General features: G+C 37.0%; 23 protein-coding genes and 3 pseudogenes. 25 read left to right on the forward strand and 1 reads right to left on the reverse strand.

The annotated features are described in order from the left end of the window. From CK1_RS03650 to CK1_RS03735, 18 genes and pseudogenes are all read left to right on the forward strand, one after another. A partial coding sequence (locus CK1_RS03650) for an RNA-guided endonuclease InsQ/TnpB family protein (RefSeq protein ID WP_306288720.1) occupies positions 1-326 on the forward strand: 326 nt, incomplete at its 5' end. A 321-nt stretch (positions 327-647) separates the two neighbouring features. Next, positions 648-1118 carry a hypothetical protein gene (locus tag CK1_RS03655; protein ID WP_015524970.1) on the forward strand — a complete coding sequence of 157 codons (471 nt, stop codon included), beginning with the start codon at positions 648-650 and terminating at the stop codon, positions 1116-1118. 25 nt (positions 1119-1143) lie between these two features. Continuing rightward, positions 1144-1407, forward strand: a complete 264-nt coding sequence (locus CK1_RS03660) for a hypothetical protein (RefSeq protein ID WP_015524971.1) — start codon at positions 1144-1146, stop codon at positions 1405-1407. 421 nt (positions 1408-1828) lie between these two features. Beyond that, positions 1829-2194, forward strand: coding sequence for an ArpU family phage packaging/lysis transcriptional regulator (locus CK1_RS03665; RefSeq protein WP_306288721.1), 366 nt, complete (start codon positions 1829-1831; stop codon positions 2192-2194). 188 nt (positions 2195-2382) lie between these two features. Further along, positions 2383-2574: a hypothetical protein gene (locus tag CK1_RS03670; protein ID WP_015524974.1), complete on the forward strand. Its 192-nt coding sequence runs from the start codon at positions 2383-2385 to the stop codon at positions 2572-2574. 275 nt (positions 2575-2849) lie between these two features. Next, positions 2850-3014: a rubredoxin gene (rd, locus tag CK1_RS03675; protein ID WP_015524975.1), complete on the forward strand. Its 165-nt coding sequence runs from the start codon at positions 2850-2852 to the stop codon at positions 3012-3014. A gap of 76 nt (positions 3015-3090) precedes the next feature. Continuing rightward, positions 3091-3525 carry a bacteriohemerythrin gene (locus CK1_RS03680; RefSeq protein WP_015524976.1) on the forward strand — a complete coding sequence of 145 codons (435 nt, stop codon included), beginning with the start codon at positions 3091-3093 and terminating at the stop codon, positions 3523-3525. 262 nt (positions 3526-3787) lie between these two features. Beyond that, positions 3788-3937: a hypothetical protein gene (locus CK1_RS03685; RefSeq protein ID WP_015524977.1), complete on the forward strand. Its 150-nt coding sequence runs from the start codon at positions 3788-3790 to the stop codon at positions 3935-3937. A 180-nt stretch (positions 3938-4117) separates the two neighbouring features. After that, positions 4118-4330 (forward strand): DUF6219 family protein, encoded by a 213-nt coding sequence (locus tag CK1_RS03690; protein ID WP_005421604.1) that lies wholly within the window; start codon positions 4118-4120, stop codon positions 4328-4330. A 3-nt stretch (positions 4331-4333) separates the two neighbouring features. Beyond that, a pseudogene (locus CK1_RS03695) lies at positions 4334-4787 on the forward strand (peroxiredoxin). After that, positions 4787-5532 (forward strand): annotated as a pseudogene (gene yaaA, locus CK1_RS03700) (peroxide stress protein YaaA). The pseudogenes CK1_RS03695 and yaaA overlap by 1 nt, the downstream one beginning before the upstream one ends. An 89-nt stretch (positions 5533-5621) precedes the next feature. Further along, positions 5622-5822 (forward strand): annotated as a pseudogene (locus tag CK1_RS03705) (rubrerythrin family protein); the annotation flags it as partial. Positions 5823-6005: 183 nt separating this feature from the next. Then, positions 6006-6380, forward strand: coding sequence for a desulfoferrodoxin family protein (locus tag CK1_RS03710; RefSeq protein WP_015524981.1), 375 nt, complete (start codon positions 6006-6008; stop codon positions 6378-6380). A gap of 94 nt (positions 6381-6474) precedes the next feature. Beyond that, positions 6475-6633 carry a rubredoxin gene (locus tag CK1_RS03715; RefSeq protein WP_005339874.1) on the forward strand — a complete coding sequence of 53 codons (159 nt, stop codon included), beginning with the start codon at positions 6475-6477 and terminating at the stop codon, positions 6631-6633. A gap of 154 nt (positions 6634-6787) precedes the next feature. Next, complete coding sequence (locus tag CK1_RS03720; protein ID WP_005421611.1) at positions 6788-7534, forward strand: SDR family NAD(P)-dependent oxidoreductase; 747 nt, start codon at positions 6788-6790, stop codon at positions 7532-7534. 92 nt (positions 7535-7626) lie between these two features. After that, positions 7627-7932 carry a thioredoxin gene (trxA, locus tag CK1_RS03725; RefSeq protein WP_005421612.1) on the forward strand — a complete coding sequence of 102 codons (306 nt, stop codon included), beginning with the start codon at positions 7627-7629 and terminating at the stop codon, positions 7930-7932. A 14-nt stretch (positions 7933-7946) separates the two neighbouring features. Beyond that, positions 7947-8267: a rhodanese-like domain-containing protein gene (locus CK1_RS03730; RefSeq protein ID WP_015524982.1), complete on the forward strand. Its 321-nt coding sequence runs from the start codon at positions 7947-7949 to the stop codon at positions 8265-8267. A 1-nt stretch (position 8268) separates the two neighbouring features. Continuing rightward, positions 8269-9900, forward strand: coding sequence for an FAD-dependent oxidoreductase (locus tag CK1_RS03735; RefSeq protein WP_015524983.1), 1632 nt, complete (start codon positions 8269-8271; stop codon positions 9898-9900). Between the two features lie 155 nt (positions 9901-10055). On the opposite strand, the gene CK1_RS03740 is transcribed toward CK1_RS03735, so the two are convergent. Continuing rightward, complete coding sequence (locus CK1_RS03740; protein ID WP_353611212.1) at positions 10056-10631, reverse strand: Crp/Fnr family transcriptional regulator; 576 nt, start codon at positions 10629-10631, stop codon at positions 10056-10058. 235 nt (positions 10632-10866) lie between these two features. Between CK1_RS03740 and CK1_RS03745 the strand changes: the two genes are divergently transcribed. The 7 genes from CK1_RS03745 (at position 10867) to trxB (ending at position 15566) form a co-directional block, all read left to right on the forward strand. Next, positions 10867-11787: a response regulator gene (locus CK1_RS03745; protein WP_015524986.1), complete on the forward strand. Its 921-nt coding sequence runs from the start codon at positions 10867-10869 to the stop codon at positions 11785-11787. A gap of 85 nt (positions 11788-11872) precedes the next feature. After that, a complete protein-coding gene (locus CK1_RS03750) occupies positions 11873-12166 on the forward strand; it encodes a hypothetical protein (protein WP_306288722.1) in 294 nt (97 codons plus the stop codon). A 151-nt stretch (positions 12167-12317) separates the two neighbouring features. Beyond that, positions 12318-12518: a 4Fe-4S binding protein gene (locus CK1_RS03755; protein WP_092072186.1), complete on the forward strand. Its 201-nt coding sequence runs from the start codon at positions 12318-12320 to the stop codon at positions 12516-12518. Continuing rightward, a complete protein-coding gene (locus tag CK1_RS03760; protein ID WP_092072183.1) occupies positions 12515-13099 on the forward strand; it encodes a 4Fe-4S binding protein in 585 nt (194 codons plus the stop codon). The genes CK1_RS03755 and CK1_RS03760 overlap by 4 nt, the downstream gene beginning before the upstream one ends. A gap of 98 nt (positions 13100-13197) precedes the next feature. Then, a complete protein-coding gene (locus CK1_RS03765) occupies positions 13198-13971 on the forward strand; it encodes a NifB/NifX family molybdenum-iron cluster-binding protein (RefSeq protein WP_015524988.1) in 774 nt (257 codons plus the stop codon). A gap of 332 nt (positions 13972-14303) precedes the next feature. After that, entirely contained in the window at positions 14304-14627 is a 324-nt protein-coding gene (locus tag CK1_RS03770) for a thioredoxin family protein (protein WP_015524989.1), read from the forward strand. A gap of 15 nt (positions 14628-14642) precedes the next feature. Beyond that, positions 14643-15566, forward strand: coding sequence for a thioredoxin-disulfide reductase (gene trxB / locus CK1_RS03775; RefSeq protein WP_015524990.1), 924 nt, complete (start codon positions 14643-14645; stop codon positions 15564-15566). Positions 15567-15906: the final 340 nt, after the last annotated feature.

The following is a 15906-nucleotide window of genomic DNA, read 5'->3' on the forward strand; positions in this document are numbered from 1 at the left end:
AAAATCTGAATCTGAAGGGAATGTCCGGAGGGCTGCACCTTGGGAAAGGTGTGCAGGATAACGGGTACGGGCAGTTTCTGTTCATGTTGGGATACAAGCTGGAAGAATATGGAAAACATCTTATAAAAGTAGACCGTTATTTTGCATCCAGTAAGATCTGCAGTGTATGCGGACATAAGAAAAAGGAACTGGCATTGTCGGACAGAATGTATGTTTGTGAATGTGGAAATAGGATAGACCGGGATGTGAATGCAGCAGTCAACATCCGTGAAGAAGGAAAAGAATCTATAAAGAATGTGCCTGACGGCACAAGAAAAAATCCGTAACCGGATAAACATAAAAAACAAAACCGCGGGACACGCGGGGATAGCCTGTTTTAGCTTTGCCCTAAAGGGTAATCGAGCAGGAAGCCCCCACTTCAAAATCGTAAGATTTAAGTGGTGGGAGCATGTCACTTGCTTTGTGGAACAGATTGATATTTACAGGGAGGAATCGTATTTCAGATTCTTCAAGTACATAAGAGTTCACTTTTCGTTGTATTTTAAAGAAAGAGAGACATGGAAACTTTGGAACAACAGCGAAAGTATCTTTGAAAAAGATCAAGGGATTACAATAAAATGATATGTAAATGAAGAGTAAGGGGAAAAATGCTGATTACGGATATTATTAACATTTTGGGGAATGAATTTAGTAGTATATATTGCGTAAATCGTCAAGATCAGTACATTCAGATTTATAGACATCTAAATGAAAACACAGAGTTAGATGAATTAATGAACGAGAAGAAAACATATGAAACCGTAATACAAAAGTATATAGAGACCAATGTATTTGAAGAAGACAGAAATAAAATGCTGGTTGCTACGGATTTTAATAATATATGCAAACAACTGCAACTGGTCTCACAGTTCACAATACATTACAGGATAAAAAATGGTAATGATATTTTGCGTTATCGTATGAAATGTGCAAGAATTGGAAATGCAGATACATTCGAAAAAATAGTGTTTGCGTTTGCAAGTGAGGATTCAGATATAAGATTAGATGAGTTAGGCATTATGAACTTGAGCAGCACCGGTGAGAAAAGAAAAAGCATCTTTTCTCTGCTTATTAAGTGATGATTGTGAGCTGGATCATCGGAGAATGGACAATGTTATTAATGAGTTTGTAGAGAATGCTCCGATTAAAGGAATAAAGATTAAATATGGTATTTACAAAAATATAGATAAGAATCTTTCAATAGCTACCATATATGATTATGCATCTATGGCGGCAGAAACAGTTATGGAAGATTATAATCATGACTATGCGTATTATACAGATGAACTGGCGCAGAAGAGACTTTATAACCAAATGATAGAAAACGATTTTACAGATGCTTTGAAAAATAAGGAGAGATTGGTATAGACGATATTATTTGGATTATTAATCGGCAGGGATAGTCACTTTCCCTTTATATTCCTGCAGGTTTTACATAAGAAGATGGATTTCGGTCAGCAAAGGCAGCTCCCACAATGCCTTTTGGATATCCGCTTCTGCAAGTTGTAGTAAGTAATTGCTTCCCATCAAAATCATGGGGAAAGCGAACTGGTCTGAAAGACCGCCAGTTAGTGTGATGATGATAAGGAGATTTTGAAACTGATGACAGACAGAGATTATGCAATTAAATCAGTGAAAGAAATTACCTTCCATATGGCAAGTCATGCACAGGATTAAGACATTATACTGATATTAAAGAACTGATGACAAGCTACCAGAAACTGATTTTAGAAAACCAGTTGTATTGGAAGAACTGGATATGGAGTGCCAGGAGAAAATCAATGAAGATATGGCATATGCATTGAGTTATCTGAGCATTTATAACAATCAGCTGAATGTGCCAAAGATGCACCGGGAAATGAATAACCTGATGATCATTTATGGCTTGTCTGATATGATCTATCGTGGAATGACACTGGTGAAGTTCTATGCACCGAATGGTGTGATGCTCAGTGAAATCCTTCATTCCTGTTTTTGCAGTCATTATAATAAGACAGATGTGGAAGTACAGCAGGAGCTAGGAATAGGCAGGACTTCTTTTTATAAAATGAAGAAGCAGGCACTTGGATATTTAGGATTTTATTTTTACGAGATCGTGGTACCGCAGGCAAAGGATAAAAGATTTAAACCGTCACTGGGCGTTGAGGAAGAGTAGGTGAGTAATATGAGATACGAAGATTCGATGAAAGGTGTAGCTGATCAAATAATCAAAGAACAGCAGCGAGCCAGTAAAATTAAAACAATCCAGAAGAGTTCCATTGGCATGACGAATATGCAACGTTGAATTTCTTTCGGTTTATCTGCAAAAATATCGGTAACTTGAGAAATGGAGAAATTGAAAAAATGGTCACACGTTTAAAGTACATAGATCAGAAAGCAGTGGAAAACCATGTGAATGGTGCTGTTTGGGCATTTGATTATGATAAGATGTTCTGTGTATTGATGGAAAATGAAATTTGTCGAAAGGTGTGTGAAAAGAATAAATATAACAGTTGGATGAATCTGATGGGACAGTATTGTGTTTCAAGGACTTAAAGACGAAGAAAGTTGTTGGAGAGAAATAATTCCAGCAACTCTGTCTTTAATGAATAGAGTTCATTTTTTTATTCAACTATTCCCATGATATATACAATATGTAAATGTGCAATTCAAATATCAGTTTATGCTAAGTGCAAAAATAATAATAATTACTATTATTGACAAAAGAATAATTATCATGTATAATACAGATATACAAGAAACAAAGTGTTAGAAAAATTGCTAGGAACTTGGTAACAAAAATAAATCGACATTGAAAATGGAAAATGACTATGAAAAAATATGAATGTGAACCATGTGGATATATTTATGATCCGGCAGTAGGAGATCCAGACGCCGGTATCGCTCCAGAAACTGCATTTGAGGATATTCCAGATGACTGGACATGCCCAATCTGCGGATTAGGAAAAGATGTTTTCGTTCCTGTAGAAGACTAAGCAGAAAATGCAGGTACGAAACTGCCAGACATTAAAAGAGCCTAAGAGAACATATAAAAGAAATGGAGGTCAAATTATGACTTACGATTTAAACATTACCTTTGATGACAATTTAGTAACAGGAAATAAAACAATCGATACACAGCACAAAGAATTGATTGACCGTATCCAGAACTTTGTAACTGCCTGTCAAAATGGCGACAGCAAAGTAAAAGCAATCAAAATGCTGGATTATCTGGATGAATATACTGACTTTCATTTCAAAGAAGAGGAAAAGCTTCAGGAAAAATCCGGTTATCCAGAGCGTGAAAAACATTATGAAAAACATGAAGAGTTTAAAAAGACAATTCAAGAACTGTATGAATACCTTCAGGAGTATGAAGGACCAACAGATCGGTTCAGTGAACTTGTACAGAAAAATGTAATCGACTGGCTGTTTGGACACATTAAAACATACGACCGCTCTGTGGCAAAATTTATCTTTATGAAACAAAATCCAGACCGATGCTAAAATAAACCAGGGAACGAGTTCACTCAGAATGTAGACAACGTGATGAAGTAAATTAGGGGCTGTCACAATGCAGCCCCTTTCCTGTTATAGCGATATTCTAGGTAATATATTGCGCTGGCATGACATATTATTTTACTACTACTATATGGGAAGAGCAAGCAGCTCTTCTTTTTTTTGTCCTTTTTATCCAATTTTAAGTTGTAAAGTCTCTTTTCATTCGACAAAATTCTCCACAGACAGAGGATATGCGACGAGCATTGATATGAACATCTATTTATGGAAAGAGGATATTGAAGACGGGGAATCGGTAATGACAGCCGAATATAGACCTGTAGAATACGGAAAGGACTATGATGTTGTCAATAATCCTGATAAATTTCAACTATATATAGATGGAAAAGAGATTAAATAGTAATCTCCTGAAAGCAAGCTTTTTTGTCAATTATTTCAAAGAAAAATTAAAGGATAACAATACATAGTTTTGACAATGATATTTTGAAAAAATTTATAGGAATGCTCTATTATCAAATTGACATAGGAATATGGTAGCGTATAATTAGAATTGAATACACTGAAAAAATGGAGGAATTACATGAAAGCACATAAATATTGGTCAGTAGGAGCATTGATCACAATGCTTGGGACTTTTTACACTGGATATAAAAAGCAAAAATCAAGTCACAAATACTTTGCTTTAAGTTCTATGTTATGTATGGTAATGGCGATATATACAGGTCATAAAATGATTACCGGGAATAGGAAGAAAAAGGCGAATAAAGAGAAAGATACAGAAAGGGAGGGATAAATAATGTTGGAAGTAGGGGTTAAGGCACCGGATTTTGAGTTGCCAGATCAAAATGGGAAAATACATAGATTATCGGATTATACAGGAAAAAGTGATTTTATATTTCTATCCCAAGGATAATACAGCGGGATGCACGAAACAGGCATGTGGGTTTTCTGAGCGATACCCTCAGTTTACCGAAAAAGGAGCAGTTATTCTTGGAGTCAGTAAGGATTCTGTATCCTCTCATAAGAGATTTGAGGAAAAATATGGATTGACATTTACACTTTTAGCAGATCCAGAGCGGAAAGTTATTGAAGCATATGATGTATGGAAAGAAAAGAAAAATTATGGCAAAGTCTCTATGGGAGTAGTAAGAACCACATATCTTATTGATGAACAGGGGATTATTATAAAGGCAAATGATAAAGTCAAGGCTGCAGATGATCCTGAAAATATGCTCAAGGAATTAGATTAATGAAGATAATATTATCCCCTGCTAAAAAGATGATTACAGATACTGACAGCATAGCGCCGGATGGATTGCCTGAATTTATTGAAAAGACGACAGAGATACAAAGTTGGTTGAAAAGTAAGTCAAAAGAAGAACTGAAGACTATCTGGAAATGTAATGACAAAATTACAGAACAGAACTTCAATAGATTGGAAAACATGGATCTTTATCATTTACTTACCCCAGCTGTCTTATCATATGAAGGAATTGCTTTTCAATATATGGCTCCATCCGTGTTTGAGGACAGTCAATTCGAGTATGTACAAAATCATTTGAGAATAATATCTGCATTTTATGGTGTGCTAAAACCAAGGGATGGTGTGACACCTTATCGTTTGGAAATGCAGGCGAAGGTTGGAATAGGAGAAACAAAAATCTGTATGAGTACTGGGGAGATTTATTATACCGCTCAGTGATTGATAACAGCAGGATTATAATCAATCTGGCATCGAAAGAATACTCTAAGTGCATAGAAAAATATCTGACACGACAGGATAGATACATTACGATTACATTTTGTGAGTTATCAGGAGATAAACTGGTGACAAAAGGTACATATGCTAAGATGGCCCGTGGTGAAATGGTTAGGTTCATGGCTGAAAACAGAATTGAAAATCCTGAGGATATTAAGAAATTTGATAGACTAGGCTATTCATTCCGCTCTGATTTATCATCAGATGCAGAATATGTTTTTGAACGGAAAAAATGATGATTGAATGATTATTTTAAATAAAAGGTAATCAGTAATATTGATTATTATAATAATAGTAATTATTACTATTATCTATTGACAATAAACAGATTGAGATGCACCACGAAGAGAGATATCGTGCACTTCTTAAGAATATTGAAACTGCACAGGTGTTTGAAAAGAGTGAAGTTAAGGTATGGGAATGCCGTAACTGTGGACATGTTGTGGTAGGAACAAAGGCACCTGAGATATGTCCAGTATGTAACCATCCACAGAGTTATTTCGAAATACGTGAAGAGAACTATTAAAGAGAAGGAGATTATTACAAAGAAGAAAGTGATTATTAAAAAAAGCAGTAATGATAGGCTGTGGCTTTGTTGGTTCTGCATCGGTTGGTAAAGAAGCATTAAAGTTTAAGAATCGACGGATGCTTTGAAGAAAGTTATAGAAACAATTGGATTTTAAATTTTAAACATAGGAAGATAAAAAAGATGGAAGTAAAATATTATGTATGCAATCATTGTGGAAACATTATTGAAATGTTAAAGGATCAAGGCGTACCAGTAATGTGTTGCGGAGAGGCTATGCATGAGTTAAAAGCTGGAGTGACAGATGCTGCTGTTGAGAAGCATGTACCTGTATATACAGTGGACAAACAGCATGTACATGTTGTGGTCGGTGAAATAAAACATCCAATGCTTGATAATCATTTCATTGAATGGATTACACTAAATACAAATCAGGGTATTTATAGAAAACAGCTAATTCCAGGACAGGAACCTATTGCGGATTTCTGCCTCTGTGATGGAGAATATGTAGAAGAAGTATACGCATACTGCAATCTTCATGGACTCTGGAAATGCTAAAAACACTTGACTTTCGTGCTAAGATTACAAAATAATTCAGATACAACAGTAATATATGCTGTGTATTAATATATTTATAAGGAGGAATAAACTAATGAAATATGTATGTGACGTTTGCGGATGGGAATATGATGAAGAGGAAGGTTATCCTGAAGGTGGTATTGCACCAGGAACAAAGTGGGAGGATGTTCCAGAAGATTTTGAATGCCCATTATGTAATGTTGGAAAAGATCAGTTTTCAGAAGTTGAATAGAAGCCTAATCTTGTGTTAAATACAGATGGATAAACCAAAACCCTGGTGCGTGAGCAACAGGGTTTTTTATTGCGATATTTTGTGATGATATCACAGAAAATAATCTACCTTTTGCTTATAATGTAGTTAGAAACTAAGTAAGGAGGTAGTCTAAATGAGATTAAAAGATAAAGTTGCAATCATTACGGGTGGAAGCCGTGGTATAGGATTTGCTACAGCTGATAAATTCTTGAAGGAAGGTGCTTCAGTTGTGTTGGCAGCAAGTTCACAGGAATCGGCAGATGTTGCTGTAGATAAATTAAAAGAAAAATATCCCAATGCAATAGTTGCTGGAATTAGTCCAAATCTGGCAAGCATGGAGTCTGTCAGAAAGGCTTTTAAAGAGGCAACTGAAAAATATGGATGTGTCGACATACTGGTAAATAATGCAGGGATTTCAGAAAACACCTCATTTATGGATTATACAGAGGAGACTTTTGATAAAGTCATGGATCTAAATGTAAAAGGAGTATTTAATACTACTCGTGTAGCAGCAGAATGTATGGTGGCAAGAGGCAAGGGGGTCATTCTCTCAACTTCTTCCATGGTGAGTATTTCGGGACAGCCAAGTGGGTTTGCTTATCCGGCATCGAAGTTTGCAGTAAACGGATTGACTGTATCATTAGCAAGAGAACTAGGACCTAAAGGTATTCGTGTTAATGCTGTTGCACCTGGAATTACAGAAACTGATATGATGAAGGCCGTGCCAAAGGAAGTTATCGAACCTATGATTGAAAGAATTCCATTGCGTCGTCTTGGACAGCCAGAAGATATTGCCAACGCGTTTGTGTTTCTTGCTTCAGATGAGGCGAGTTACATTACAGGTGTTATATTAAGTGTAGATGGTATGGCAAGAAGTTAAGTTAATGAGGTATGGTGATGTAATCACGGAAAATAAATGAAATTAAGACTATAATAAATCTACAAAAAGAGAAAGATAAGGAGGACTGTAAAATGTCTGCTATTAATATCAATAAAAATAATTTTCAGAACGAAGTACTGAATTCCGATAAACCCGTTCTTTTAGATTTTTGGGCATCTTGGTGTGCGCCTTGCCGTATGGTAGTACCTATTGTAGAGGAGATTGCAAGTGAGCGTAGAGATATTAAAGTTGGAAAGATTAATGTAGATGAAGAGCCTGAACTGGCAAATAAGTTCAGTATTATGAGCATTCCAACTTTAGTGGTTATGAAGAATGGGAAGATTGTACAGCAGGTTTCAGGGGCGAGACCTAAGAATGCGATTTTAGAAATGCTTTAGGGGGGGGTGTGCTAATGGGATTTTTTGATCTCTTTAAACAGTCGAATATTAATCAAGGCATAGAAGAATATAAAAGGACTGATGATGCAGTTCTGCTGGATGTACGTACACCGCAGGAATATCAGGAAGGACATATACCAGAAAGTAAAAATGTGCCGTTGCAGCAACTTGACAATATTGCTTCTGTAGCGAAGAATAAGGATATCCCACTGTTTGTATACTGTTATTCCGGTTCACGAAGCCGCCAGGCAACTGGGATACTGCAACGAATGGGATATTCTAAAGTAAATAATATCGGTGGCATTGTAGCTTACTCAGGAAAGGTGGAAAAATAAGATGAAGGTAATAATTGTAGGAGGTGTAGCCGGAGGAGCTACAGCCGCAGCAAGAATACGCAGACTGAATGAACATGCTGAAATTACTGTGTTTGAAAGATCCGGATACATATCCTATGCAAATTGTGGACTTCCATATTATATTGGAGACGTGATCACAGACCCGGAAGAACTTACACTACAGACACCAGAGAGTTTTTTTAAACGCTTCCGTATTAACATGAAAATTCATCATGAAGTTATCTCCATACATCCGGAACGTAAAACGGTTTCAGTGAAAAATTTAGAGAATGGTGAGATATTTGAAGAAAAATATGATAAGCTGATCCTCTCTCCAGGTGCAAAGCCAACACAGCCGAGACTTCCCGGAGTAGGTATTGATAAACTTTTTACACTTCGTACTGTAGAAGACACTTTTCGGATAAAGGAATATATAAATAAGAATCATCCAAAATCGGCTGTATTGGCAGGTGGTGGTTTTATTGGTCTGGAACTGGCAGAAAATTTGAGGGAGCTTGGCATGGATGTTACGATTGTCCAGCGGCCTAAGCAGCTGATGAACCCTTTTGACCCGGATATGGCATCCATGATCCATAATGAAATGAGAAAACATGGGATAAAACTGGTACTGGGCTATACAGTAGAAGGATTTAAAGAAAAAGACACCGGAGTGGAGGTCCTGTTGAAAGATAATCCATCCCTTCAGGCTGATATGGTAGTTCTGGCAATCGGAGTCACACCAGACACAGTATTAGCAAAAGAAGCCGGTCTGGAACTTGGCATCAAGGAAAGTATTGTAGTGAATGACAGAATGGAAACCTCTGTACCGGATATTTATGCTGCAGGTGATGCAGTTCAGGTAAAACATTATGTTACGGGTAATGATGCGCTGATTTCTTTGGCAGGACCAGCCAATAAACAGGGCAGAATCATCGCTGATAATATTTGTGGCGGTGATAGTCGTTACCTGGGCAGTCAGGGAAGCTCCGTTATAAAAGTGTTTGATATGACAGCAGCCACTACAGGTATCAATGAAACCAATGCCAAAAAGTCAGGATTAGAGGTAGATACAGTAATTCTTTCTCCTATGAGTCATGCCGGTTACTATCCTGGTGGAAAAGTGATGACCATGAAGGTGGTTTTTGAAAAAGAGACCTATCGTTTGCTTGGTGCTCAGATTATTGGATATGAAGGAGTTGATAAACGTATTGATGTGCTGGCAACAGCAATTCATGCAGGGCTGAAGGCAACCCAGCTGAAGGATTTGGATCTCGCATATGCACCGCCTTATTCCTCTGCCAAGGATCCTGTAAATATGGCAGGATTCATGATAGACAATATAGCAAAAGGTACCTTAAAACAATGGCATCTGGAAGATATGGATAAGATTTCTAGAGATAAAAGTGTTGTGTTGCTGGATGTGAGAACTGTAGGTGAATTTAACAGGGGGCATATGGATGGATTCAAAAACATTCCTGTAGATGAACTAAGGGAACGTATCAATGAAATTGAGAAGGGAAAGCCCGTTTACCTGATATGCCAGAGTGGGCTACGCAGTTATATTGCAAGCCGTATTTTGGAAGGAAATGGATATGAAACATACAACTTTTTCAGGTGGATTCCGCTTTTATGATGCAGTGGCTAATGACCATGCACTGATTGAAAGATCATATGCATGTGGTATGGATTATTAGAAATAAATAAAATATTTTTATAGTTTGATTGTAGTATAAAAAGATCCCCCATTTATTAGAATGACTTTCATAATTCTGATAAATGGAGGATTCTTTAGAGAAAAAAACGTTTTAATGATCTTTGTAGTGTTTCCAGTCTTTTCGAATCAAGGATTGCTATTTTGCCGCGAGAGAGTCTGACGAGTCCTTCGCCTTGAAAGTATCGAAGCATTCGAGTGATAACTTCCCTGTGGGAACCAAGATGGTTTGCGATAGTTTCGTGAGTGATTTTCAGTTCATTTGTTCCTTCAATGGATGTTTCTTCTAAAAGAAATGAAGCAACACGCTTATCCAAACTCTTCCACATAATCTGTTCAATCAGCCACATGACATCAGAAAAACGGGTAGCCATTAACTCATTGGTATAGTTTGCGACAGGAGCAGATTCTTTCATGATGCCCTTATAGATTTCAGCAGGGATGATCCAAAGATCCGTATCTTTTTCTGCTTCAATGGTTACTTCAAATTGAATAGACCGCATGATACATGAGGCGGATAAAAGACACATATCCATATCGAACAGACGGTAAAGTGTAATCTCCCGTCCTTCATCTGAAAGTATGTAAGTTCGAAGCTGCCCGGATTTAACCAGTAATAATCCAGTACAGTCCAGGTTTCCATTGTGAATGATCGTTCCTTTTTTACATCCCGTGTGATTAAATTGTCTGAAATTAGTTTTTTCTGTGCTGTATTTAAGTCATTCCATAGTGGAAAATAATTTTCGAAGCTCATAGCAGTCATCTCCTTTACGAACATAGTATACTTGCTTTTTTAAGATGCGTCAATTAAATAATTGACATATGCCATAAATAAAAATATACTGACTATAGTACATGACGGTTGTAAATATGAGGGAGGGATAAATAATGCAGGGAGATGTCAGTTTTACATTTTTGGACCGAATTGAAGAAGTAGAACTGAATATTGTAGATGGACGATGGCAGTCTGCACTGGCATTGGCATTGACTTTGCCAGATATTTGTGGAGGTATTGCTTTCCCGGAAATTGTTAAACATTATCGAGATGGCCGGGTTATGCTGGATCGGCAAAAGAATCCGACCCGTGATGTGGGAACCCAGTATATTCGCTGGTTTGATGAATATGCAGGGGACTACTTTAAACTATCTCAATCTGGTGAAAAGCCATATATTTGCGGAGAACGCTGTTGGCAGCTTCGATGTGAATATCTTCATCAAAATAAAGGATTTTTGAATGATGAAAATAATATACGCTTTCATCTTGGACTAAACTGTGGAATGTCAGTTTGTCAGTTGGACAGTATGAACATACAGGAGAACGGAAACGATGTTCATATAGACATAGAACAGTTTTGTCTGAGGATGTGCAAGGCAGCAAAGAGTTATTATGATAAAGTTCATTTGGAAAAAGACTTTAGTCTCTATAATACACCAGTTTTGGATTTTGTTCAGGTAACACAAAAAAAGAAAGCTGCTTCTATTATTGCACTAGTCTGTGGCAGTGAACGTTATGCAAAAGGATTAAAAGAAACATTGCAGTTTATTTCAGATCAGATCATGCTGTTTTATACACCGGAAAGTGCTAAAACAAAATTAGGCAGACATAAGCCGGATCTTTGGATTGTTACCGAAGATATGACGAGCCAACCGAATCAGCCATGGCGTGCGGACAGGACAACACCTGTAATTTTAATCACAGGCAATCCTGATGCTGTTGAGATTAAAAAGAATTCAGGAAAACTAACTGTTCTTTCTATGCCATTATCAATAGTTGATTTGCGGAAAACCGTCGAAATATATGTGTCGTGAGGAGAAGTTTATGCTGTACATAATACTATTATTTGTATTTGTAGTTGTATATTTGATGATGCTTATGCGGAGACAGAAAGAAAAGATGAGTGAAATTAAAATACAAATAGATCAACTGCAAGCACAACATGATCGATTGCAGAAAGAAAGGGATCAGTTACAAGAACGGATGAATCATCTGGAAGAGCAACGAGAACACTTGCAAATGCAAACAGACCAGGCATTTCGGAGTTCTGATGAAATCGAGAAAATTTGCGATGAGATATGGAATCATGCTAATACCATTCACCTTTACTCTTCGTTAGCTGAAGAAGAAAGCAAATCTATAACAATGAAAGAAAACAAAAAGAAATTATTCGAACAACTGAGGAGATTCTAAACATCATATATAAATATAAAGGTAATGTATAATAAAAATATGTCATTGTAATGATTAGCGTTCAAGGTAAATTCTTATGTAATAATGTCACAGAAGGATTTACCTTTTTCAGGTACAATAGAGATACAAAATTTGAAAGGGGAACAAAGCATTGGCAAAAAGAGTGGCAAGTGTCGATAAAAAAAGATGTGTTGCCTGCGGAGTATGTGAAAATACTTGTCCGCTGGCAGCGGCCAAAGTTTACCATGGATGTTATGCTGTGATAGAAGAAACAGTGTGTGTAGGATGTGGAAAATGTGCAAAGTCCTGTCCGGCAGGTTGTATTGAAATGAAAGAGAGGACAGCGATGTGAAGAAAAAGAAACATTGGTATGATTATTTATGGATATGGGCGATCCTTTATTTTACACTCGGTTTTTTTAATATTTTGTTCGCCTGGTTTGGGATGATTGATTTCCTGTTGCCGTTAGGAATAGCAATATTCGGTGGAAATAAATTTTTCTGTAATCATTTGTGTGGACGTGGCCAGCTTTTTAGTAAGCTTGGTGGAGATTTAAAATGCTCAAGAAATAAACCAACCCCGCGATGGATGAGTTCAAAATGGTTCCGATACGGCTTTTTGATATTTTTCCTTACAATGTTTGGGAATATGGTATTTCAGACATATTTAGTTGGTGCCGGAGCATCATCCTTACGTGAAGCCATCAAATTATTCTGGACCTTCCGTGTTCCGTGGGGATGGACATACACTGCCGGAACAGTAGCTGATTGGGTGGCACAGTTTAGTTTTGGATTTTATAGTTTGATGCTTACATCTTTGTTGTTAGGGTTGATTGTAATGGTGTTATATAAGCCACGAACCTGGTGTACATTTTGTCCAATGGGAACAATGACGCAGGGTATCTGTAAATTAAAAAATAATGAAAAGAAGTAATACTATAAGGTGATTCATAAAAGGCATATGTCAAAAACGTTATTGACATATGTCTTTTATAGGACTATTATATAAGAAAAGCGAGAAAGGAGCAGTTTATGCCGAGACCAGTAAAATGCAGAAAAGTCTGCCATTTCCCCAATGTTTTAGAATTTCTTCCGGCAGATGATACGGAGAAAAAAACACCCATTGTTCTGACGGTAGATGAGTACGAGACAATCCGTCTTTTGGACAAGAAAGGTTATAGTCAGGAGCAGTGTGCAGTATCTATGCAGATCGCAAGAACGACGGTCCAGCGGATTTACGAGATTGCCCGGAAGAAAATAGCAGATGCACTTATTGACGGACATCCGCTCAGAATTGAGGGCGGGGATTTCAGAATCTGTGACGGTCAGAGCGGCAACTGCAGCTTTGGAGGATGTTACAAACAGGAAATTTACAAAAAATATGCAGCAGAAAAAGGAGAAGGTATTATGAGAATAGCAGTAACATATGAAAATGGACAGATTTTCCAGCACTTTGGACACACAGAGACATTTAAGATTTACGATGTAGAGGAAGGAAAAGTAGTACATTCAGAAATAGTAGATACGAATGGAAGCGGACATGGCGCATTGGCAGGAGTTCTTAATGCATTGAATGCAGATGTTTTGATTTGTGGCGGAATCGGAGGCGGCGCACAGACAGCGTTAGCGGCAGCAGGCATCAAGCTTTTCGGAGGAGTTTCCGGAGATGCAGATGAAGCAGTAGAAGCTTTTATCAATGAAACACTTGAGTATAATCCGGATGTGAAATGTTCTCACCATGAGCACAACCACGGGGAAGGACATACATGTGGTGAGCATGGATGTGGAAGCCACAGCTGCCATTAAGAAGAATAGCAAAAATAATAGTACGAAAGGATGTGCCAAGGTAATGTAGAAGTTACCGCAGTACATCCTTTTGTGTTATGTGATTCTCATATTGATTATTTCTTACTTGCCGAAAATAATGAATTGAACGTATAATACTCCCATCTTTTTGTAACTGTCAAAGATGAGAGTATACTTAATTTATTGAGAAGAGTCAATTATATAACTGACATATGCTGTAAATAGAAGTAAAAAAGCGTAATAAAGTAAATCAACTTTTCTGTGATATCATCACGGAAGCAAGCACTTATTTGGGGTATATTAAGTTCAAATAGGAGAAGGAGTTGAAAAATATGACATCTATAAATATAAATAAAGAAAAGTTTGGACAATTAATTCATAAGGAAAAACCGGTTTTGGTTGATTTCTGGGCACCGTGGTGTGGTTATTGCCGTAGAATTGGAGCAGCTTATGAAAAAATAAGTGAAGAATACAGCGATATTCTTGTTGCTGGAAAAGTAAATATTGATGAAGAACCGCAGATTGCAGAAGCTGAAAAGATTGAGGTGATTCCTACGCTGGTTTTATATCGAAATGGAAAGGCAATAGATTCTATTGTTGCACCTGAATCAAAAATAATGATAGAGAATTTTATTAATGAAGCATTGGAAAAATAAAAGGAGGACTGCTGTATGAATGAAAATCATGTTTACGATATGATTATCGTAGGGGGAGGACCTGGAGGGTATACTTCAGCATTATACGCAGCCAGAGCAGGACTTGATACAATTGTTATAGAAAAATTATCTGCAGGTGGTCAGATGTCATTGACCTGGCAGATTGATAACTATCCTGGTTTTGAAAATGGAATTGACGGATTTTCATTGGCAGAGAAAATGCAAAAACAGGCGGAAAAATTTGATGCTAAAAGTGAATATGCTGAAGTTTATAATATGGATTTAACAGGAAAGCTTAAGAGAGTAGAAACTAGTTCGGGAATTTATATTGGGAAAACAGTAGTGATTGCTACTGGAGCAAATCCAAGAGAACTTGGCCTTGCTAAAGAAAAAGAATTGATAGGTCATGGGGTTGCTTATTGTGCCTCCTGTGATGGTATGTTTTATAAAGATAAGATCGTGGTGGTTGTTGGTGGTGGAAATTCTGCTGTATCAGATGCTGTTCTTTTAAGTCGAATTGCTAAGAAAGTCATCATTGTTCATCGAAGAGATACATTACGTGCAACGAAAATCTACCATGACCAGCTGATGAAAACTGAAAATATAGAGTTTCGATGGAACAATACAGTAAATGAACTGATTTATGGAGAACGATTGACTGGTGTGCGGTTGAAAGATACAGTTACAGGAGAAGAAAACATTATAGAATGTGACGGCCTGTTTGTGAGTATAGGAAGAAAACCGACAACAGATTTTTTAGATAATCAGATAGAACTGGATAATAAAGGATATATTGTGGCAGGTGAAAACACTGAAACGAGTATTCCGGGTGTTTATGCTGTAGGAGATGTCAGAACAAAGTTACTTCGTCAGATAGTAACAGCAGTGGCAGATGGTGCTATGGCAGTACATATGGCAGAAGAGTATGTGGAGAAATAACAATCAGAATTTAATTGTTTAAGAAATTGTTCTTTGGTTAATGGCATTTTTATGTATCCTCTAGTTTTACTAAAATTCAATATGTATTATGTATATAAATAACAGATAATCAGGTATTATCCTTCAGCTATTTGAAAAAATATATATCTACTGCAACTGTTCCGTAATATCTATAGTTTAAAAATGTACAAGAAGGTCGGTTGTCTTATTGGGGACGATTAAGAGGAAGAAATAAACACTATATAATGAAACAATTACATATGAGATGGAATTTTCTATAAGGACACAGGAATCTGGCAGTTCTTAGTGTTACCAAATCCTTCTGTCGTACAGGCTTCAT

It is taken from the genome of Ruminococcus sp. SR1/5, from assembly GCF_000209835.1.
Lineage (GTDB): Bacteria > Bacillota > Clostridia > Lachnospirales > Lachnospiraceae > Blautia_A > Blautia_A fusiformis.